Source organism: Caulobacter sp. DMC95, assembly GCF_056313785.1.
Map to the genome: position 1 here is coordinate 174,335 of NZ_JBQUZP010000007.1, position 19,313 is coordinate 193,647.

General features: G+C 67.4%; 18 protein-coding genes, 2 pseudogenes and 1 riboswitch. Of the genes and pseudogenes, 13 read left to right on the forward strand and 7 right to left on the reverse strand.

Going from position 1 to position 19,313, the window contains the following annotated elements; translation table 11 throughout:
- Window positions 1-131: 131 nt before the first annotated feature.
- Together ACT53N_RS16535 and ACT53N_RS16540 are read left to right on the forward strand one after the other, a co-directional pair.
- A complete protein-coding gene (locus tag ACT53N_RS16535; RefSeq protein ID WP_476064981.1) occupies window positions 132-596 on the forward strand; it encodes a DUF4112 domain-containing protein in 465 nt (154 codons plus the stop codon).
- Window positions 597-632: 36 nt separating this feature from the next.
- On the forward strand, window positions 633-1,094 hold the full coding sequence (locus ACT53N_RS16540; protein ID WP_476064917.1) for a DUF4112 domain-containing protein: 462 nt from the start codon (window positions 633-635) through the stop codon (window positions 1,092-1,094).
- Here the strand turns inward: ACT53N_RS16540 and scpA are convergent.
- Both scpA and ACT53N_RS16550 read right to left on the reverse strand, forming a co-directional pair.
- Window positions 1,091-3,235 (reverse strand): methylmalonyl-CoA mutase, encoded by a 2,145-nt coding sequence (gene scpA / locus ACT53N_RS16545; protein WP_476064918.1) that lies wholly within the window; start codon window positions 3,233-3,235, stop codon window positions 1,091-1,093. The genes ACT53N_RS16540 and scpA overlap by 4 nt on opposite strands.
- A gap of 4 nt (window positions 3,236-3,239) precedes the next feature.
- The gene (locus ACT53N_RS16550; protein WP_476064982.1) at window positions 3,240-4,691 is read right to left on the reverse strand and encodes a methylmalonyl-CoA mutase subunit beta; all 1,452 of its coding nucleotides are present in this window, start codon (window positions 4,689-4,691) and stop codon (window positions 3,240-3,242) included.
- 172 nt (window positions 4,692-4,863) lie between these two features.
- Between ACT53N_RS16550 and ACT53N_RS16555 the strand changes: the two genes are divergently transcribed.
- From ACT53N_RS16555 to ACT53N_RS16570, 4 genes and pseudogenes are all read left to right on the forward strand, one after another.
- A complete protein-coding gene (locus tag ACT53N_RS16555) occupies window positions 4,864-5,871 on the forward strand; it encodes an NAD(P)H-dependent flavin oxidoreductase (RefSeq protein WP_476064919.1) in 1,008 nt (335 codons plus the stop codon).
- Window positions 5,872-5,966: 95 nt separating this feature from the next.
- A complete protein-coding gene (locus ACT53N_RS16560; protein WP_476064920.1) occupies window positions 5,967-6,704 on the forward strand; it encodes a DUF2793 domain-containing protein in 738 nt (245 codons plus the stop codon).
- Between the two features lies 1 nt (window position 6,705).
- Window positions 6,706-6,831, forward strand: a pseudogene (locus tag ACT53N_RS16565) (hypothetical protein); the annotation flags it as partial.
- A gap of 32 nt (window positions 6,832-6,863) precedes the next feature.
- A riboswitch (yybP-ykoY riboswitch) is annotated at window positions 6,864-6,974 on the forward strand.
- 84 nt (window positions 6,975-7,058) lie between these two features.
- Entirely contained in the window at window positions 7,059-7,634 is a 576-nt protein-coding gene (locus ACT53N_RS16570) for a TMEM165/GDT1 family protein (protein WP_476064921.1), read from the forward strand.
- 4 nt (window positions 7,635-7,638) lie between these two features.
- Here ACT53N_RS16570 and ACT53N_RS16575 read toward each other — a convergent pair.
- Window positions 7,639-7,746, reverse strand: a pseudogene (locus tag ACT53N_RS16575) (hypothetical protein); the annotation flags it as partial.
- Window positions 7,747-7,798: 52 nt separating this feature from the next.
- Here ACT53N_RS16575 and ACT53N_RS16580 point away from each other — a divergent pair.
- Both ACT53N_RS16580 and ACT53N_RS16585 read left to right on the forward strand, forming a co-directional pair.
- Complete coding sequence (locus ACT53N_RS16580) at window positions 7,799-11,392, forward strand: hydantoinase B/oxoprolinase family protein (RefSeq protein ID WP_476064922.1); 3,594 nt, start codon at window positions 7,799-7,801, stop codon at window positions 11,390-11,392.
- On the forward strand, window positions 11,377-11,868 hold the full coding sequence (locus ACT53N_RS16585; protein WP_476064923.1) for a low molecular weight protein-tyrosine-phosphatase: 492 nt from the start codon (window positions 11,377-11,379) through the stop codon (window positions 11,866-11,868). Before ACT53N_RS16580 ends, ACT53N_RS16585 begins: the two co-directional genes overlap by 16 nt.
- A gap of 9 nt (window positions 11,869-11,877) precedes the next feature.
- On the opposite strand, the gene ACT53N_RS16590 is transcribed toward ACT53N_RS16585, so the two are convergent.
- From ACT53N_RS16590 to ACT53N_RS16600, 3 genes are read right to left on the reverse strand one after another with little or no spacing between them, the layout of a single operon-like run.
- A complete protein-coding gene (locus ACT53N_RS16590; protein WP_476064924.1) occupies window positions 11,878-12,525 on the reverse strand; it encodes a DUF1190 domain-containing protein in 648 nt (215 codons plus the stop codon).
- Between the two features lie 11 nt (window positions 12,526-12,536).
- The gene (locus tag ACT53N_RS16595; protein WP_476064925.1) at window positions 12,537-12,968 is read right to left on the reverse strand and encodes a DUF350 domain-containing protein; all 432 of its coding nucleotides are present in this window, start codon (window positions 12,966-12,968) and stop codon (window positions 12,537-12,539) included.
- A 49-nt stretch (window positions 12,969-13,017) separates the two neighbouring features.
- Window positions 13,018-13,671, reverse strand: a complete 654-nt coding sequence (locus ACT53N_RS16600; protein ID WP_476064983.1) for a YjfK family protein — start codon at window positions 13,669-13,671, stop codon at window positions 13,018-13,020.
- Window positions 13,672-13,819: 148 nt separating this feature from the next.
- Here ACT53N_RS16600 and ACT53N_RS16605 point away from each other — a divergent pair, with 148 nt between their 5' ends.
- The 3 genes from ACT53N_RS16605 to ACT53N_RS16615 are packed head-to-tail and all read left to right on the forward strand — an operon-like array spanning window position 13,820 to window position 16,436.
- On the forward strand, window positions 13,820-14,491 hold the full coding sequence (locus ACT53N_RS16605; protein ID WP_476064926.1) for a YjfI family protein: 672 nt from the start codon (window positions 13,820-13,822) through the stop codon (window positions 14,489-14,491).
- Between the two features lie 23 nt (window positions 14,492-14,514).
- Window positions 14,515-15,273 (forward strand): PspA/IM30 family protein, encoded by a 759-nt coding sequence (locus ACT53N_RS16610; RefSeq protein ID WP_476064927.1) that lies wholly within the window; start codon window positions 14,515-14,517, stop codon window positions 15,271-15,273.
- Complete coding sequence (locus ACT53N_RS16615) at window positions 15,273-16,436, forward strand: glutathionylspermidine synthase family protein (protein WP_476064928.1); 1,164 nt, start codon at window positions 15,273-15,275, stop codon at window positions 16,434-16,436. The genes ACT53N_RS16610 and ACT53N_RS16615 overlap by 1 nt, the downstream gene beginning before the upstream one ends.
- On the opposite strand, the gene ACT53N_RS16620 is transcribed toward ACT53N_RS16615, so the two are convergent.
- Entirely contained in the window at window positions 16,433-17,170 is a 738-nt protein-coding gene (locus ACT53N_RS16620; RefSeq protein ID WP_476064929.1) for a copper homeostasis protein CutC, read from the reverse strand. The two genes, ACT53N_RS16615 and ACT53N_RS16620, sit on opposite strands and share 4 nt — an antisense overlap.
- A 54-nt stretch (window positions 17,171-17,224) precedes the next feature.
- Between ACT53N_RS16620 and ACT53N_RS16625 the strand changes: the two genes are divergently transcribed.
- Window positions 17,225-18,256: a glycosylasparaginase gene (locus ACT53N_RS16625; protein WP_476064930.1), complete on the forward strand. Its 1,032-nt coding sequence runs from the start codon at window positions 17,225-17,227 to the stop codon at window positions 18,254-18,256.
- A gap of 65 nt (window positions 18,257-18,321) precedes the next feature.
- Window positions 18,322-19,182: a dienelactone hydrolase family protein gene (locus ACT53N_RS16630; RefSeq protein ID WP_476064931.1), complete on the forward strand. Its 861-nt coding sequence runs from the start codon at window positions 18,322-18,324 to the stop codon at window positions 19,180-19,182.
- The last annotated feature ends 131 nt before the right edge of the window (window positions 19,183-19,313 follow it).

The following is a 19,313-nucleotide window of genomic DNA, read 5'->3' on the forward strand; positions in this document are numbered from 1 at the left end:
GCGAGGGGCTCCCTCCGCGCGCGAGACTTTCAATGACGCTGTTCGCTCAATGCGGGAATCTGGGCGGCCGGCCCTTCCTGCGGGGGCGGGCTTAAGGCAGATTGGTCGCGTTTACCGTGTCCCGGAGCCGTTTGGTGATCTTCGCGAAATCGCACGTCGAGCTGCACAACATCCGCGCCAATGTGGAGCGGGTGAAGAAGCTCTCCGACAATGTCGTCGGCGTGGGGCCGCTGGGCGTTGGCCTGGATGGTCTGTTGACCTGGATTCCTGGCGCGGGCGAGCTCTACAGCCTGGGGGCCGGCGGTCTGATCGTGCTGGACGCGATCCGTGCGCGGGCCGCGCCCATGATCATCATCCAGATCTGCGCGATCATCCTCATCGATACGGTGGCGGGGTCTGTGCCAGTCGCGGGCAAGGTGGCGGACGTCCTGTTCACGGGCCACAAGTGGTCGGCCGACATGTTGACCAAGCACATGGACGACACGATCTATTTTGAAGGGACCCGCAAGGAGGTCCAGGCGACACAGGAATACCGCGACCTTCTGGCCCGTATCCAGGCCGGCAAGGAAAAGCGGCGGGTGGTCTTCCTAGGCTAGCGGCAACGACAACAGGGACGGAGCGTTGAGCCAAGCATGACCGACGATATCTCCGTCTCCGCCGACTATTCCGACCGTCACGCGGGCCGCCGCGCCAAGGCTCACCGGGCCTGGCGATCGGCTGAGACGATCAAGGGCCTGTCCGATCGCCTGATTGGCCTTGGACCGTTCGGCCTGGGCCTGGACGGCGTGCTATCGTGGGTCCCAGGCGTCGGACCGCTCTACAGCATCGGCGCCGGAGCCTTGTTGGTGTTCAACGCGATCAACGCCGGTGCGTCGCTGCCCACGGTCGCGCGGATGCTGGCCTATGTCCTGGCCGACACCGCCACCGACGCGGTGCCCTTTGCGGGCTCAGTGGTGGACATGCTGTTCCCTGGCCACCTGATGGCGGCCAAGGCGCTGCAGAAGGACATCGAGGCCCGTCACGGTCTTCCCGACGACGTAGCCCTGGAGCGCTCCAAGAAGAAGCGCGGGCTGTTTCGCAAAAAGGGCGGTTAGGCCTGGGTGTAGCCGAGCTGCCGGTTCAGCTGGTCCAGCAGCTCGATCGCCGCCTCGGCGATGACCGTCCCTGGGGGGAAGATCGCCGCAGCGCCGGCGTCGCGCAGGGCCTGGAAGTCCTGGGGCGGAATGACCCCGCCCACGACCATCAGGATGTCGTCGCGGCCCTGCTTGGCCAGCTCTGACTTCAGTTCTGGCGCCAAGGTCAGGTGGCCGGCGGCCAGCGAGCTGGCGCCCACCACGTGGACATCGTTCTCCACCGCCTGGCGGGCGGCCTCGGCCGGGGTCTGGAACAGCGGACCAATGTCGACGTCGAAGCCGAGGTCGGCGAAGGCGGTGGCGATCACCTTCTGGCCGCGGTCGTGGCCGTCCTGGCCCATCTTGGCGATGAGGATGCGCGGGCGGCGACCGTCGGCCTGCTCGAACGCCTCGACCATGGCCTTGGCGCGAGCCGTCGTCGGATCGTTGCCGGCCTCCTTCATATAGACCCCCTGGATCGACTTGATCTCGGCGCGGTGACGGCCGAACACCTTCTCCAGCGCATAGCTGATCTCGCCGACCGTGGCCTTGGCGCGGGCGGCGTCGACGGCCAGGGCCAGCAGGTTCCCATTGCCCCGGGCGCCGTCCTCCAGCGCCTTCAGGGCGGCTTCAGTGGCGGCCGGATCACGCTCAGCCTTCAGGCGCGCCAGCTTCTCCAGCTGGGCGGCGCGCACGGCGCTGTTATCGACCTTCAGCACCGGAATGTCGTCGGCGACCTCGGGCTTGTAGCGGTTGACGCCCACCACGCTCTGCTTGCCGCTGTCGATACGGGCCTGGGTGCGGGCGGCGGCTTCTTCAATGCGGAGCTTCGGCAGGCCCTGCTCGATGGCCTTGGCCATGCCGCCCAGCGCCTCGACCTCCTCGATGTGAGCCAGGGCCTTCTGGGCCAACTCGTAGGTCAGGCGCTCGACATAGTAGCTGCCGCCCCACGGGTCTGCGACGCGGGTCGTGCCGCTCTCCATCTGCAGGAAAAGCTGGGTGTTGCGGCTGATCCGCGCCGAGAAGTCGGTCGGCAGGGCCAAGGCTTCGTCCAGGCTGTTGGTGTGCAGGCTCTGGGTCTGGCCGTTGACGGCGGCCATGGCCTCGACGCAGGTGCGGGCGACGTTGTTGAACACGTCCTGCGCCGCCAGCGACCAGCCCGAGGTCTGGCTGTGGGTGCGCAGGGACAGCGAGCGGTCGTCCTTGGGATCGAACTCGCGCTTCATCAGGCGGGCCCACAGCAGGCGCGCGGCCCGCATCTTGGCCACTTCCATGAAGTAGTTCATGCCGATGGCCCAGAAGAACGACAGGCGCGGCGCGAAGGCGTCGATGCTCATGCCGGCCGCGACGCCGGCGCGGGCGTACTCGACGCCGTCGGCCAGGGTGTAGGCCAGCTCCAGGTCGGCCGTCGCGCCGGCCTCCTGCATGTGATAGCCGCTGATCGAGATCGAGTTGAACTTCGGCATATTGCTCGAAGTATATGAAAAGATGTCGGAAATGATCCGCATCGAGGGCGCGGGCGGATAGATATAGGTGTTCCGCACCATGAACTCTTTGAGGATGTCGTTCTGGATCGTCCCCGAGAGCTTGTCGGGGCTGACGCCCTGTTCCTCGGCCGCGACGATGTAGAGCGCCAGGATCGGCAGCACTGCACCGTTCATGGTCATCGACACGCTCATCTTGTCGAGCGGGATGCCCGAGAACAGCGTGCGCATGTCCAGGATCGAGTCGATGGCCACGCCCGCCATGCCGACGTCGCCCTTCACCCGCTCGTGGTCGCTGTCATAGCCCCGGTGGGTGGCCAGATCGAAGGCCACCGACAGGCCCATCTGACCGGCCGCCAGGTTGCGGCGATAGAAGGCGTTGGAGTCCTCGGCGGTCGAGAAGCCGGCGTACTGGCGAACCGTCCACGGGTTGGTCACGTACATGGTGGGGTAGGGGCCGCGCACGAACGGCGCGACGCCCGGGAAACCGCCGGTGAAGTCCAGACCGGCGACGTCGTTGGCGTCAAAGGCGGGGGGCACCACGACGCCCTCGGGCGTGTTCCAGGCCTGGCCCTTCGGCGCGGCCGGAGCAGCGACTTCGGCGAAGTCGATCTTGGTGAAGTCGGGGAACTTGCTCATGAGCTCAGGCTCCCTCGAAGGCGGCGGCGAAGCGGACGGGCGTCAGGGCCGGGCAACGGCTGTCGGGACCGGGCAGGCGGACATCAGGGCCTTGGACGGCGAAGGCGGACGGGTCGGGCGTCTCGACCTCCGGCGGCTTGTCGTCGGCGTTGGGGAAGACGGTGACACCGAGGATCTTGCGGGTCTTGTCGGCGAAGGCGGCCTCTTGGTCTGCGCGCGTCTTGGCGACGGCGTCGGCGCTGAGGCCGGTCTCCAGCGCCTTGATCACGCCGCCGGCGGCTTCGATCGCCTGGAAGGAGGACCAGGCCGCGCGGGCCAGCTGGTCGGTCAGGCTGTCGAGATACCAGGCGCCGCCGGCCGGATCGGCCACGCGGCCCAGATGGCTCTCTTCCATCAGGACGAGCTGTGTGTTGCGCGCCTGGCGGCGGGCGAAGGCGGTGGGCAGGCCGATGGCGTCGGTGAAGGCGTCCAGCACGATCGCATCCGCGCCGCCGACCGCGCCGGCGAACCCGGCCGAGGTCAGGCGAAGGAGATTCGTCCAGGCGTCGGCCTTGGCCAGCATGCGCCGCGAGGAGCGGGCCTCGATGCTGGGCGCGACGGTGACGCCGCAGGACTCGGTGAGCCGGGCCCAGATGGCCTTGGCCGCGCGCACCTTGGCGACGCCGGTGAAGTACTCGCCGTCCAGGCTTACGCCTAGGACGATGCGCCCGAACGCCTCCTCGATCGTCAGGCCCGAGCGGACCAGGGCCTTGGCGTAGGCGAGGGCGCTGGCCGTCATCAGGGCCAGTTCCTCGACATTGGAGCCGCCGGCTTCATGCGCCGCACGGCCAGTGGCCAGGAACAGGCTGGCCTTGGCGTAGGTTGCCGAGAGCCGCGTGGCCACCGTCGCGGCGTTGAAGACATGGCTCTCGATCGGGCCAGGGCTGGCGCCGGCCTGGGCGAAAGCGGTCAGCGGATCGAGATGGAGAGCGAGGGGCGCGTTCGGCGCGGCCTTGGCCAGCGTCGCCAGCCAGTCGGCGGCTTTCGGGCCGAGGAAACCTGCGTCGAGCGCGACGGGAGCAAGGTCCAACAACACGCCCGACAAGGCCTTGCCAAGGTCATCGGCTGAGCCGACCGCGACGCCGTTCTCGCCGGTCGGGTCGATCTGCAGCAGCACCGAGGCCGCGCCGCCTTCCAGGTCGGTCAGAACGTCCTTGGCCGTCCGTGCGGGATCGGGATGGGCGGCGCGCATCCGCAAGTCCCAGGGGCGGTCGGTGTCGCGAACGCGCAGGTCGCGCGCCACGGCGACGCCATCCTCGGCGGTGTAGAGAGGCTGGATCGTCAGGCCGTCCGGCGTCTTGACGGTGAGGGCGTCGTCGAAGCTTTGGCCCTTGAGGGTCTTCTCGACCAGAGCCATCCAGCGCGCGCGCGTCGCCGCATCGCCTTGGGCGCCGAAGTCCTCGGCCAGGGGCGTCATCGCCTCGGTCAAAGCGTCTCTCTCCTGCACTGCAGCATTCTTCTATTTTTGATCGTGATGCGCCCCTGCCGCTACGGCCGTCAAGCCTTGCATCTGGGCCAAACAGTTGTTTAAGCTGATCGCTGATCAGATATTCGGCGTCTCAAGCCGAACTCCAAAGGGGAGCTTCTTCATGGCCCTGCCGCCGATCCTGCGCGACCGTCTGCGCCTTCCGGTCATCGCCTCGCCGCTGTTCATCATCAGCAATCCGGACCTAGTGATCGCCCAGTGCAAGGCGGGCATCGTCGGGTCGTTCCCGTCGCTGAACGCGCGCCCGCTGTCGCAGCTGGACGAATGGCTGGCCCGGATCACCGAGGAACTTGCCGCCTGGGACAAGGCCAACCCGGACATGCCCTCGGCGCCGTTCGCGGTGAACCAGATCGTCCACAAGACGAACAACCGCCTCGAAGACGACATCGCCATGTGCGTGAAGTACAAGGTGCCGCTGGTCATCACCTCGCTGGGCGCCCGCGAGGACGTCAACCAGGCGATTCACTCGTACGGCGGCATCACCCTGCATGACGTCATCACCGACCGCTTCGCCCGCAAGGCGATCGAGAAGGGCGCCGATGGCCTGATCCCCGTCGCCGCCGGGGCCGGAGGTCACGCCGGCACGCTGTCGCCGTTCGCGCTGATCCAGGAGATCCGCCAGTGGTTCGATGGCCCGGTGGCCCTCTCGGGCTCGATCGCCTCGGGCCGCTCGATCCTGGCCGCCCAGGCCATGGGCGCGGACCTGGCCTATGTCGGCTCGGCCTTCATCGCCACGAAGGAAGCCAACGCGGTCGAGGGCTACAAACAGATGATCGTCGACAGCAAGGCTGACGACATCCTGTATTCGAACCTCTTCACCGGCGTGCACGGCAACTATCTGCGGCCGTCGGTCATCAACGCGGGTCTCGACCCGGACAACCTGCCGGAAAGCGACCCGTCGAAGATGAACTTTGGCTCGGGCGGCAACCAGGAAGCCAAGGCCTGGCGCGACATCTGGGGCTGCGGCCAGGGCATCGGCGCTATCGACAACGTGCTGACCGCTGGCGAACTCATCGCCAAGTTCGCGGCTGAGTATGAGCAAGCCAAGGCCGAACTCGCGGCCAAGACGGCCTTTACCGCCGGAAAACACTTGGCTTTCGCCGCCGAATAGGCGGGTGGACTACGGGGACGGAACAGCGTCCGTCCCCGCGGGTCGCGGCGGCCCGATGCTGGGAGCGGATTTCAACCCCGCTCCCGGAGCCGCCCATGTTCAACGACGTCACGCCCCGCCTTGGCCTGCCCTATGTGGTCGCCGCCCAAGCCCAGAAGCATATCCCCATCAATGAAAGCCTCGCCCGGCTGGACGGTCTCGTCCAACTGGCGGTCGAAACTCGCACGGTCACGGCGCAGCCCGCCAGTCCGGTGGCGGGCGGCGTCTGGATCCTGCCGGCCGGCGCCACCGGCGCGGCATGGGCGGGGCAGCCCGCCGGAACCCTGATGCGTTTCGAGGCCGGCGCCTGGGAGCCCCTGGTTCCCGCCGAAGGCGTGCTGGCCTGGGTCAAGGACGAGAACCAGGTGGTCGCCTTCGATGGGACGACCTGGACGCCGCTGTCGACGACGTTTCGAAGCCTGACCGCCGCCGCCTCGCCGGGTCTCGCCAACACCCGGCTGGAGATTCTGGAGCAGGAGGTGACGCTCTCGGGCGCGTCGACAGCGACCTCTATCGTCATCCCGAACCGCGCCATCGTGCTGGCGGTCTCGACCCGGACCACGGTCGCGATCACGGGCGCGGCCTCGTACAATTGCGGCGTCTCCGGTGAGACCAGCAAGTTCGGCGGTTCGCTGGGCGTGGCCAAGAACGCCAGCAACGTCGGGGTCGTGGGGCCGACGGCCTACTACGCCGACACGCCGGTCGTGCTGACGGCGGTGGGCGGCGCCTTCGTGGGCGGCAAGGTGCGGGTGGCGATCCACGTTCTGCGCTTCGACGCGCCGGCGGCGGTTTAGCATCCTCCCCCGTGAAACGGGGGAGGGGAACCGCGAAGCGGTGGAGGGGGCGCTGCTTATCGAAGCGCCCCCTCCGTCACGGCGCGACGACGCGCCGCGCCACCTCCCCCGCCCTGCGGGTGAGGAGGAATTGACCCGGCGCAGACAACCCGCTACACGCCCCGCACCTTTGGGGAGTAGCCGCCCGCACCTATCAGCGGGCCCCGCCGTCAACACACTTGGATCTCTGATCCATGGCGCGGGGAAGGGAAGCGGACTTGCAGCTTCCTTGGCGAGACCAATGGCGCCGATCGTCATCCGGGCCGGGTGGGGTATCGACGCTATTGGCATGCGCCCGGCCCGAGGACTGTTTTCATGGAAAGCCTGCTCGTCTCGACACTCGTCGTGGCCATCGCCGAAATCGGCGACAAAACCCAGCTCCTGGCCATCATCCTGGCCACGCGGTTCAAGAAACCGATCCCGATCATCATGGGTATCCTGGTGGCGACGCTCGCCAACCACGCCCTGGCCGCGACCGCCGGCTACTGGGTCGCCGACTTCCTGAGCGGTGTTTGGTTCCGATGGGCCATCGCCATCTCGTTCATCGCCATGGCTGCGTGGGCCCTGATCCCGGACAAGGCTGACGACGAAGAGGGCGACGCGGCCGGGCGCTACGGGGTCTTCCTGACCACCACCATCGCTTTCTTCCTGGTCGAGATGGGCGACAAGACCCAGATCGCCACCGTGGCCCTGGGCGCCAAATTCCAGTCGATCGCCTGGGTGGCGGCCGGCACCACCTTCGGGATGATGCTGGCCAACGTCCCGGCCGTCTATCTGGGCGAGGCGGCGACCAAGGTCGTGCCGTTGAAGTACGTCCGCATCGGTGCGGCGCTGATCTTCCTGTTGCTGGGCCTGTGGCAGGCGGCGGAGTTGCTGGGGGTCTTGAAGTAAACGCCTACCACCTCGTCATCCCGGGCGGCGAAGCCAACCCGGGACCCAGGGGGGCAGCACGGCGTATCCTCACCCCTGGGTCCCGGCTCTCCGCTGCGCTGCGGCCGGGATGACGAGGTGAATGAGGGCGGGTAAGGGAGGAGCGCGAAGGGAGCCGCCACCTCATGACCGCCACCGACCAAACCGCTCGCGGCTGGGAGTTCTGGATCGACCGGGGCGGCACCTTCACCGACATCGTTGCGCGCCGGCCGGACGGGTCCTTGGTCACCCACAAGCTGCTGTCGGAAAATCCCGAGCACTACGCCGACGCTGCGGTGGCGGGCGTGCGGTCGCTGCTGCCTGAGGGCGCGCGTATCGATGCGGTGAAGATGGGCACCACCGTCGCCACCAACGCTCTGCTGGAGCGCAAGGGCGAGTCGACGATCCTGGCGATCACCAAGGGACACGCCGACGCCCTGCGGATCGGCTACCAGGCGCGGCCCAAGCTGTTTGAGCGCCACATCGTCAAACCCGAAGCGCTGTACGACCGCGTCGTCGAGATCGATGAGCGGATGAGCGTCGAGGGGCAGGTGCTGCGGCGGCTGGACGAGGGCGCCGCCCGCGCCGGCCTTCAAGCCGCGTTCGACGCTGGCTTCCGCGCCGTGGCGATCGTGCTGCTGCACGGCTTCCGTTTCACCGAACATGAGGCGCGGGTCGCGGCGATCGCGCGCGCGATCGGCTTTTGCCAGGTTTCGGTCAGCCACGAGGTCAGCCCGCTGATGAAGCTGGTCGGGCGTGGCGACACGACAGTCGTTGACGCCTATCTGTCGCCTATCCTGCGCCGCTACGTCGACCAGGTCGCGGACGCGCTGGGTCGCGACACACGACTACTTTTCATGCAGTCCAACGGCGGCCTAACGGACGCGCGCGCCTTCCGGGGCAAGGACGCCATCCTCTCCGGCCCCGCCGGCGGCGTGGTCGGCATGGCCCGGACAGCGGCTGGGGCGGGGTTCGAGCGGGTGATTGGCTTCGACATGGGCGGCACCTCGACCGATGTCTGCCACTATGCCGGCCAGTACGAGCGGGCCTTTGAGACCGTCGTGGCGGGCGTTCGCATGCGCGCGCCGATGATGAACATCCACACCGTGGCGGCAGGCGGCGGCTCGATCTGTTCGTTCGACGGCGCGCGGCTGCGCGTCGGGCCGGCCTCGGCCGGGGCGGTTCCGGGCCCGGCGGCCTATCGACGGGGCGGACCGCTGACGGTCACGGACTGCAACGTCATGCTGGGCAAGCTGCGGCCGGAGTTCTTCCCGAAAGTATTTGGACCCAGCGCCGATCAGCCGCTTGATGTCGAGGCTGTGACGCGCGGCTTCGAGGCGATGGCCGCGCAGATCGCCGCCACCACCGGTCGCGCCATGACGCCCCAAGAGGTCGCCGAGGGCTTCGTCACCATCGCCGTCGAGAACATGGCCAAAGCTGTGCGGCAGATCTCGATCCAGCGCGGTTACGACGTCACCCGCTATGTGCTGGCCTGCTTTGGCGGGGCGGGCGGGCAGCATGCCTGCCTCGTCGCCGACGCTCTGGGCATGACCAAGGTGATGATCCACCCCTTCGCGGGGGTGCTATCAGCCTATGGGATGGGCCTGGCGGACCTGCGCCTGATCCGCGAGGAGACCGTTGAGCGGGCGCTGGACCATATCGGCGATCTGTCTGCGCGCGCCGAGATCCTGGCCGCTGAGGCTGCGGCCGCCTTGCGCGCCCAGGATGTTCCCCTGGCGGCGCTGGAGACGGTCGCGACCTTGCGCGTCAAGTATGCTGGAACCGACACCCCGCTGGTCGTGCCGCTGGACGATCGCGTTCGAGAAACCTTCGAAGACCTTCACCAGCGGCGCTTCGGCTTCACCTCGCCAACGACGCCGTTGGTCGTCGAGACCCTGTCGGTCGAGGCGATCGGCCATGCTGACTCCGGGGAACAGCCTCGCTTTGGCGCCGCTACGACCGGTGGCGAGCCCACGCCCTTAGCGACGGTCGAGGCGCGGATGGTGGGTGAAGTTCGCGCTACACCAGTCTTTGACCGTGAGGCGCTGGCGGTCGGCGCCGAGGTGCTGGGTCCGGCGATCATTCGCGAAGCCACCGGTACCACAGTGGTCGAGCCGGGCTGGCGCGCGAGCGTCGATCCGCAGCTGAACCTGATCCTCGACCGTGTCGTCGCCCTGCCCAGTCGCAAGGCGATCGGCACCGACGCTGACCCGGTGATGCTGGAGGTGTTCAACAACCTCTTTATGGCCGTCGCCGAGGAAATGGGCTTCGCGCTGCAGAACACCGCCTATTCGGTCAACATCAAGGAACGCCTCGACTTCTCGTGCGCGCTGTTTGATCGCGACGGAAACCTGATCGCCAACGCGCCGCACATGCCGGTGCACCTGGGCTCGATGGGCGACAGCGTGCGGGCCATCCGCGAGGCGCGGCGGGACGATGGCCGCAGCATGAAACCCGGCGACGTCTACATGCTGAATGCGCCCTACAATGGCGGCACGCACCTGCCGGACGTGACCGTGGTCATGCCGGTGTTCGACGGCGAGGGCGAGCTTCGCTTCTACGTCGCCGCGCGTGGTCACCAGGGCGACATCGGCGGGATCACGCCGGGGTCCATGCCGCCCAGCAGCCGCACGGTCGAGGAGGAGGGGGTTCTGATCGAAAACTTCCTGCTGGTCGAAGGCGGCCGCTTCCGTGAGGCCGAGACCCGGGCGCTGCTGGCGTCCGGCAAGTGGCCCGCCCGCAATCCCGACCAGAACATCGGCGACCTCAAGGCGCAGATCGCGGCCTGCGCGCGGGGCGCCGAGGCTCTAACGGGTATGGTCGCCGAGTTCGGCCTCGAGGTGGTCGAGGCCTATATGGCCCACGTCCAGGACAATGCCGAAGAGGCCGTCCGCCGCGTGCTGGCGACGATGAAAAGCGGGTCCTTCGCCTACGAACTTGACGACGGCGCGGTGGTTCGGGTGGCGATCACGGTCGACCAAGCTGCCCGGACTGCGCGTGTCGACTTCACCGGCACCAGCGATCAGGTCCCGACCAACTTCAATGCGCCGGCATCGATCTGCCGGGCGGCAGCGCTCTATGTGTTCCGCACGCTGGTCGACGACGAGATCCCTATGAACGACGGCTGCCTGCGGCCGGTCGAGCTGGTGATCCCCGAGGGCTCGATGCTGCGCCCGCGCTATCCGGCGGCGGTGGTGGCGGGCAATGTCGAGACCAGCCAGGTGGTGGTCGACGCCCTCTATGGCGCTTTAGGCGTGATGGCGGCGGCGCAGGGTACGATGAACAACTTCACCTTCGGCGATGATCGTCGGCAGTACTACGAGACCATCTGCGGCGGTTCCGGCGCGGGGGCGGACTTCGCGGGCACAGATGCGGTCCAGACCCATATGACCAACAGCCGCCTCACCGATCCCGAGGTGCTGGAGGCGCGCTATCCGGTGCTGGTCGAGGCGTTCTCGATCCGGCGCGGTTCAGGCGGGGCGGGCGTGAACCGGGGCGGAGACGGCGTAGTGCGCACGATCCGCTTCCGAGAGCCGATGACCGCGACCCTGTTGTCCAACCGCCGCCGCGTCGCGCCGTTCGGACTTCAAGGCGGCGTTGCGGGGGCTCTGGGGTCAGCGCGGGTCGAGCGCGCCGATGGCCAGGTTCAGGCCCTGGGGGCGACCGACCTCGTCGAGGTGTCCGCGGGCGACGCCATTGTTATCGAAACGCCCGGCGGTGGCGGTTGGGGGAGCGCCTGATGGCCAAGGCTGCCGTTCTGTTCGTCTGCATGGGCAATATCTGTCGCTCGCCTCTGGCCGAGGGGGCGTTTCGCGCCGAGGCTGAGCGACTGGGACTGGACGTCGCCGCCGACAGCGCCGGCACAGGGGGCTGGCACAAAGGCGAGGCTCCCGACGCGCGCGCGATCGCCGTGGCGCGTCGCAACGGCGTCGACATCAGCGAACTGCGCGCCCGCCAGGTGCGGGCCGAGGATTTCCGGACCTTCACCCACATCTACGCCCTGGACCACGACAACCTGCGCGGCCTTCTGAATGTCGCCCCGGCCGACGCGACCGCCGAGGTGGGGTTGCTGATGAACCTGGTGGACGGCCACGCCGGGCGTGCGGTCATCGATCCCTACTATGGGAATGACGCCGGCTTCGACGTTGTTTGGAACGATGTCGTCATGGCCGCCCAGGCCCTGGCGCGACGCCTGATCGACGAGGGCTGGGCTTAAGCGAGAGACTTAACCGCCGAAGCCGCCCTTGAAGCCGCCGCTGCTGCTGGCGTAGCTGCGCCCGCCGCCGAAGCCGCCGCGAGAGACAACCGAGGTGCGGGTCTGCACCTTGGGCGGCGCGTTGCGGATCACATCCGGCGGGTCGATGCTGGTCTTGCTGATGACCGTCTTGCCGCTGCCATAGTCCCGGCCCAGCTTGCCGCCCCAGGTCGAGTAATAGCCGCCGCCATAGCGGTCATCGCGGCGATACATGCCGGTGCCGCGATAGTAGCCGCCGCCGCCGTCCAGCATCTGGCCGATCACGAAACCGGCCAGCAGCGGTCCGAAGAAGCTCTGTCCGTCCTGGTTGCGCGGGACACAGTTGCCGGGGCCATAGACTTCTTCGCAGGTCGCGCGCGCGTCGTAGCGCGGCGCCTTCTCGGCGTCGTCCTTCTGTGCTGCCGCCCAACCGCTCGCGCACTGCTCGTCGGAGACCTCATTGGCCACCTGGCACTCGGCGAGGCTCTTATAGCTGAACGCCTGGACCTGTTCGCCCCGGTTGGGGTCCCAGCTGGCCTGGGGCGAGGGATCGTCGCAGCCCGCCAGGGTCAGCGACGCCGCGCCGGCCAGCATGCTGCTGAGCTTGAGTGAGTTTGAGCGTTTGCGAGGAGCGGTCATGACTCGGATCCTCAGGCGGTCATACAGGCGGCGTTGAGCAGGCCGACCGCGATGGAGATGCCTGCGAGGTAGATGCCGATCGAGACTTCGCCGCTTTCGATGCGCGCCTTGACGTCGGGCAGGGCGACGATGCGAACGCCGGTGAAGGCGGCGATCTGGATCACGCCGGCGAGCGTCGCCCAGGCGGCGAACTCCGGCAGGCTGACCGTGTGGCTGAGCGCCGAGGCCAGCGGCAAGACATAGCCGATCAAGGCGCCGGCCAGAGCGATCGCGGCCGCGGTGTTGCCCTGCCGGATCAAGGCGCGTTCGTTGTAGGGCGTCACCCACTGATAGACGTACTTGAACGCGATCGTGAACAGGCCGGCCACAACGAAGGCCAGCAGGAAAGCGATCGCCCCTTCCTTAAAACCGATGAAGTCGAACATCTGGCTGGCTCTCCCCAAGGACCCGGCCGATCGGCGCTCGCCGAGCGGGCATGCGGGCCGTCAAAATTCAGGCTCGGAACTCGCCCACCGACAGTGGCAGGCCAATCATGGTCTCGTGGCTGACGTCTTTGCTATCTTCAGGCTCTAGGGTCAGGGCGAGCAAGAGCTCGCGACCATCCCCGTCCAGAAGGTCGCGGTGGAATAGCATCACGGTCTGGAACAGGCGGCGGTCGGGCGCCTGGGCGTCGCGTGCATAGTAGACGTCTTCCCACAGCGTCACCGGGTCCTGTTGCTCGGCCTCATCGCCGAACCAGAGGCGCGTGTAGGGTGGCAGGCCTTCGGGCTGGAAGGTGCGAGACCGCAGTCGCTGGTTCCATAGTTCGTGATCGGTGCGATCGGCGGGATATTCGCTGGCCCAGGGCGTGAACACGGTGAAGTCGTTGGCCTTCTGCCCCTCGCGGTCGTCGGAGACGACCTGAAACAGGATCTCGTCGTCCGTGTAGAAGCGATGGACGAACGCGCCGTCGTTCAGCTGGATCAGGCCTTGCGCGGTGATCTCCAGCGTATCGCGGTCGAGGGCGAACCTGGTCTCCGCGCCCAGTCGCCGCCAGGCCAATGGATCCAACACCACGGTCCGGCCGATGGTCACGTTGCGGATGATGGGCAGGGCGGGGCCGGAGGGCTGGTCCTTGCGGCCGAAGAGCTTTCCGAACATCGCGATCGGCGAGGCCTCGAATCTTGCGCCAGCGCGCCTATTTGACTTGCGACGCCGGTTTCCCGAAAGCGTGCTTGCCCTCAGGTGAAGTCGGTCGCAGGATGACGCGCTACGATGGGTTGTCAAGCATACATGTTATGCGTACATGTAACGCATGCCTGCTAAACTGAAGAGAAGCGCTCAGGCCGCTGAAAGAACGCGGGCGTGGCGCGAAGCGCGACGGAGCGCCGGCTTCGTGAAAATCGAGGTCTGGGCGCCGGCGGCGTGCAAGCCCGACATTCTTTCGGCGGTGCAGGCCATAGTCGTCGAGTCGGTCCGAGGGCCGGCGCTGCAGACCAATCCCCATCCCCCCAAGGGCGTCAGACACATGGACTCCGTTATCGACACCGCCTGGACGATCCACACCCTGCGCGACGCGCTGGTGGAGAGCGCGCTCGTGCGCGAGGACGAGATGACCGTCACGGTCGTCGAGGGCGTCGAGCCCGTGCTGATGGTGGTCATGCACGAGTTCGGCGACCTGCCGATCTATGTCAGCGGCGGCGCGCTGCAGCTTGTCGTCTCGACGCTGCTGTGGGCCTGCGACGAGCAGAACGATCGCGCGGCGTTCAACGAATTCCTCCTCAAGGCCCAGAAGATCGTGCCCTTGTCGAACTTCGGCATCACCACGGTCGACGGCCGCGACTATTACGAGCTGATGGGCGAGATTTCGTCCAAGACCACCCTGCAGACGCTGGTCATCGAGCTGCGCACCCTGGCCGACAACGCCATCGCCGCCGCCAGCGACCTGCGCGGTTCCTTTGAAAAGAGCCGCGTCGCGGCCGCCTAACGACAGAGACCGGAGAACTTCGAATGTCTATCTGGAGCAAGCTCTCGGCCCTGTTCCGCGGCGCGGCGCATGACGGCGCACAGACGGTGGTGGACGCCAACGCCCTGCGCATCCTGGACCAGGAAATCCGCGACGCCGACAACGCCCAGGGCAAGGCCCGGGACGAACTGGCCAAGCTGGTGGCGCGTCGTCGCGCGCTGGAGACCGAGGTCGCCCAGCTGACCGACCAGTCGCGCAAGTACGAGTCTTCTGCCCGCGCGGCGATGAACAAGGGCGACCAGGCCCTGGCCCTGGAAGTCGCCCAGCGCATCGCCGACCTCGAGAAAGACGCCGGCCAGAAGTCGACGCAGATGAACGAGCTGCGCGCCGCAGAGGAGAAGCTGCGCACGGTGATCGCCCAGACCGACACCAAGGTCGAGGCGCTTCGCCGCGAGATCGAAATCGTCAAGGTCAACGAGAGCGTCCAGAAGGCTCAGGCTGCGGTCATCTCGCGTGCAGGCTCGGCCAGCGGCGTGGTCGGCTCGGCCGCCGACAGCCTCAAGCGCATCAAGGAGCGCCAGGCCGTCCGCGAGGAGCAGTTCCGTCTCCACAACGAGGCTGAGGACCGCAAGACGGGCGCGGATCTGGACGCCAAGCTGGCGGCGGCAGGCATCCTGCCCGGCGGTGGCGGCGCCGAGGACGTGCTGGCCCGCCTGATGGCTCCGAAGGATGAGGCTCTCCCGGCCCCGATGCTGGCCATCGAGGACAAGCAGAAGGTCGGTCGGGACGGCTCGAACGCCTGATGCGTCGTCTGACCCTTAAGCCTCGGCGGGACTGGAAGTCCAAGGCCGAGGCGGTCGGCTTCACCTGGCATCATGCCGATGGCCGCCGTTACTGGGACGAGCGAGCGGCCTACGCCTTCACGCTGGAGGAGGTCGAGGGCCATCTGGAACCCGCGACGGAGGCGCTGGACAAGCTCTGCCTGGAGCTCGTGGACGAGGCCGTCAAAAGCGACGCCCTGATGGCGCGGCTTCAGATCCCCGAAGCCGCGCGTGATCTGGTCGCAGCATCGTGGGCGGCGCGCGATCCCTCGCTCTATGGCCGGTTCGACTTCTTCTACGACGGGGCCGGACCGCCGAAGCTCTACGAGTACAACGCCGACACCCCGACCAGCATCTACGAAGCGGGGGTGTTTCAGTGGCTTTGGCTGGAGGACATGATCCAGCAGGGCGCGTTGCCGGAGGCGACCGACCAGTTCAACAGCCTGCACGACCAGTTAGCCGAGCGGTTCAAGGCGATTTTTCCGAACGGCGGCTTCGTCCACTTCGCCAGCGATCCCGACTTCGTCGAGGATCGTCAGACGGTGCGCTTCCTGGAAGACATGGGCCGGCTGGCGGGGCTTGAGCCCAAGTTCGTGCCGACCACGGCGATCGGTCTCGATGCGGACGGCCGCTTCGTCGACCAGGACAACTACATTATCGGCGCGCTGTTCAAGCTGTACCCCTGGGAGGATATGCTCCGAGAGCCGTACGCGGCCAATATCGCGGCGTCGAAGACCCTGTTCCTGGAGCCCCCGTGGAAGGCGGTCCTGTCGAACAAGGCGATGCTCGCTCTGCTCTGGGAGAGGCATCCGGGGCACCCGAACCTGCTGGAGACCTATTTCGACGACGATCCCAAGGTCGAGCGTCTGGGGTCCAGCTACGCACGCAAGCCGCTGTTCAGCCGCGAGGGCGCGAACATCGAGCTCTGGAAGGACGGCCGCAAGGGCAGGGTGCTCGACCAGGGCTATGGCGCTGAGGGCTGGATCCGTCAGGAGCTCAAGCCGCCGCCGAGGTTCGGCGCGAACTATCCGGTGGTTGGGTCTTGGGTCATTGGCGACCAGCCGGCGGGCGTGGGCGTGCGCGAAGACCGCGGCCGCGTCACCCGCGACCGCTCGCGGTTCGTCCCGCACATCATAGAAAGCTAGAGCGCACGAAGAATCCGAACGGCCTCCGCCACCGCCGCCTGATCGGTGTCGCGCAGTTCAGGCGGGACGAAGCCCATCGCGCCCAGCTTCGAACCCGGCTCCGCCCCGGGGATCGGGCCGCTGAACGAGCCGTGGACTTCGCGGACCCCGGTGCGGCGGACCAGTTCGCCAATGTTTCCAGGCCTGACCCCCGCGCCGGCCAGAATGCCGATGCGTCCTGCGGCTCGTTCGACGAGGGCGGCGATCTGCTCCGCGCCGGCCTCGGCGGTCAGGGCGCCGCCGGACGTCAGGACCCGCTCGAACCCCAGGTCGACAGCGATCTCGAGCGCCTCAAACCGGTCTGGAACGAGGTCGAACGAGCGATGCAGGCTCATCCCTAGGCCCTGCGCGTGAGTCACCAGGGTTTGCAGCACGGGGAGGTCCAGCGCGCCGTCGCGGCGATTGGCGCCGATCACCACGCCGGCCAGCCCATAGGCGCGCACCGCATCAATGTCCCGCTTGATAGCGTCCACGTCGCGCTCATCGTAGCAGAAGTCGCCGTTTCGGGGGCGGATCATCGGGTAGATCGGGATGGGCGCGGAAGCCGCCTGGGCCATCAGTCCAGGCGTTGGGGTCAGGCCCTGCAGGGCGAGCGCCGCACAGAGTTCGATCCGATCAGCGCCGCCAGCGATCGCCGCCGCCAGTCCGGCGGGCGTATCGACACAGACTTCCAGAAGGATGCGTTCGGGGTTCATGCTGTCGCTCCAGGCAGTGCTACGGATTCGGCGCGGTCTTGTTGGAGCACACGGATGTTGAATCGTAGAGGCCTGATCGGCGCCTCCCTCGCGGGTTCGGCGATGCTGAGCGCGGGGCGGGCGACGGCGCAGGGCGATGGCGTCAGGCTGACGGGGCCCGGCGTGATCTCGACCTGGGACTTTGGCGTCGCGGCCAACGCCGCAGCTTGGGCTGTCCTGTCCAGGGGCGGCCGGGCGCTGGACGCCGTCGAGGCGGGGGCGCGTATCCCCGAGCAGGACCTGAAGAACCACAGCGTTGGCCGCGCCGGCTATCCGGACCGGGACGGCAACGTCTCGCTGGATGCCTGCATCATGGACGAACTCGGCAACTGCGGCGCGGTGGCGGCGCTGGAGCATATCGCCCATCCGATCTCAGTCGCCCGCCGGGTGATGGAGAAGACCCCGCACGTGATGCTCGTCGGGGCCGGCGCGCTGCAGTTCGCCTTGGAGCAGGGTTTCCCGCGCGAGGAACTCCTCACGCCCGAGTCCCGCGCCGCCTGGGAGGCCTGGAAGAAGGAGGCCAAGTACAATCCCAAGGCCAACAGTGAGGTCTTGGACTACGGCAAGACGACCGGCCAGCTGGGCACGCCAGGCGGGGCGGGCAATCACGACACCATCGGCATGCTGGCGATCGACGCCAAGGGAAACCTGTCGGGGGCCTGCACCACCAGCGGCATGGCGTGGAAGATGCGCGGACGGGTCGGCGACAGCCCGATCATCGGCGCGGGTCTCTATGTCGACAACGAGGTCGGCGGCGCGACCTCCACCGGGGTCGGCGAGGAGGTCATCCGCAATGTCGGCAGCTTCCTGGTGGTGGAGCTGATGCGTCAGGGGCGCTCGCCCGAGGCGGCGTGCCGCGAGGCCGTCGAGCGGATTCTCAAGAAGAAGCCGCACGCCAAGGACATCCAGGTCGGCTTCCTGGCCGTAAACAAGGCGGGCGAGGTCGGGGCCTGGGCGATCCAGTCCGGGTTCAGCTACGCCGTGTGCGACGGCCGCAAGCAGGACCTCCTCGTACCCGGCAAGGCGACCTATTCGGCAGCCCGGTAAAGTGGATAGGCGGACGGATAACGCGGTTATAGCGTGCCGGTCCCAAACCTTAGGAGGAGACCGCCATGTGCGATGATGAAATCCACCCCGGCCTCATTCAGGACCCGACGATCTCGCGGCGTCGGTTCGGTCTGTTGACCGCCGCCCTGACCGGCATCGCCACGGTCGCGCATGCCGACGACTCCGTCGTGGAGAAGGATGTCGAGGTCAAGACGCCCGATGGCATGGCCGACGCGGTGCTCTTCTATCCCAAGGGGAAAGGCAAATGGCCGGCGGTGCTGGTGTGGCCTGATATCTGGAGCCTGCGCCCGGTGTTCCGCCAGATGGCCCGTCGGCTGGCCTCGTCGGGCTATGTCGTGCTGGTCCCCAACCTCTATTACCGGACCAAGAAGGCCCCGGTGATGGAGGGCGCCATGAGCTTCGCCAATCCGCAGGACCGGGAAACGATCTCGGCCCTGGCCCGGACGGTGACGCCGACGACCGCAGTCACCGACGCCGTCGCCTTCGTCGCCTATCTCGACGCCCAGCCGCAGACCAACAAGGCCAAGCGCGTCGGCGTCCAGGGCTACTGCATGGGCGGCCCGCTGGCCTTCCGCACCGCCGGCTCGAACGCTGCTCGGATCGGCGCGGTGGCCAGCTTCCATGGCGGCGGCCTGACCGCCGAGGGGCCCGACAGCCCGCAACTACTGATCCCCAAGACGAAGGCGGACTATCTGGTCGCCGTCGCCGACAACGACGACAAGCGCGATCCCGCCTCGAAGGACAAGCTCAAGGCCGCCTTCGCCGACGCCAAGATCAAGGCCACAGTCGAGGTCTATGTCGGCGCCAACCACGGTTGGACCGTGCCGGGTAGCCAAGCCTACAACGAGCCTGCGGCGGAGAAGGCCTGGACCGAGCTGCTGGCGCTTTACAAGTCGGCGCTTTAGCCAAAGAGAGGGCGGCTGCGCTGCATGCAGTCGCCCCAATTTGTCATACAAAATGATTGATAGCGCTATCAGCGCCGTGTAGCGGTTCCTGCCATGAGGGAGAGGAACGGTATGTCGCTATCGCGCAGAGC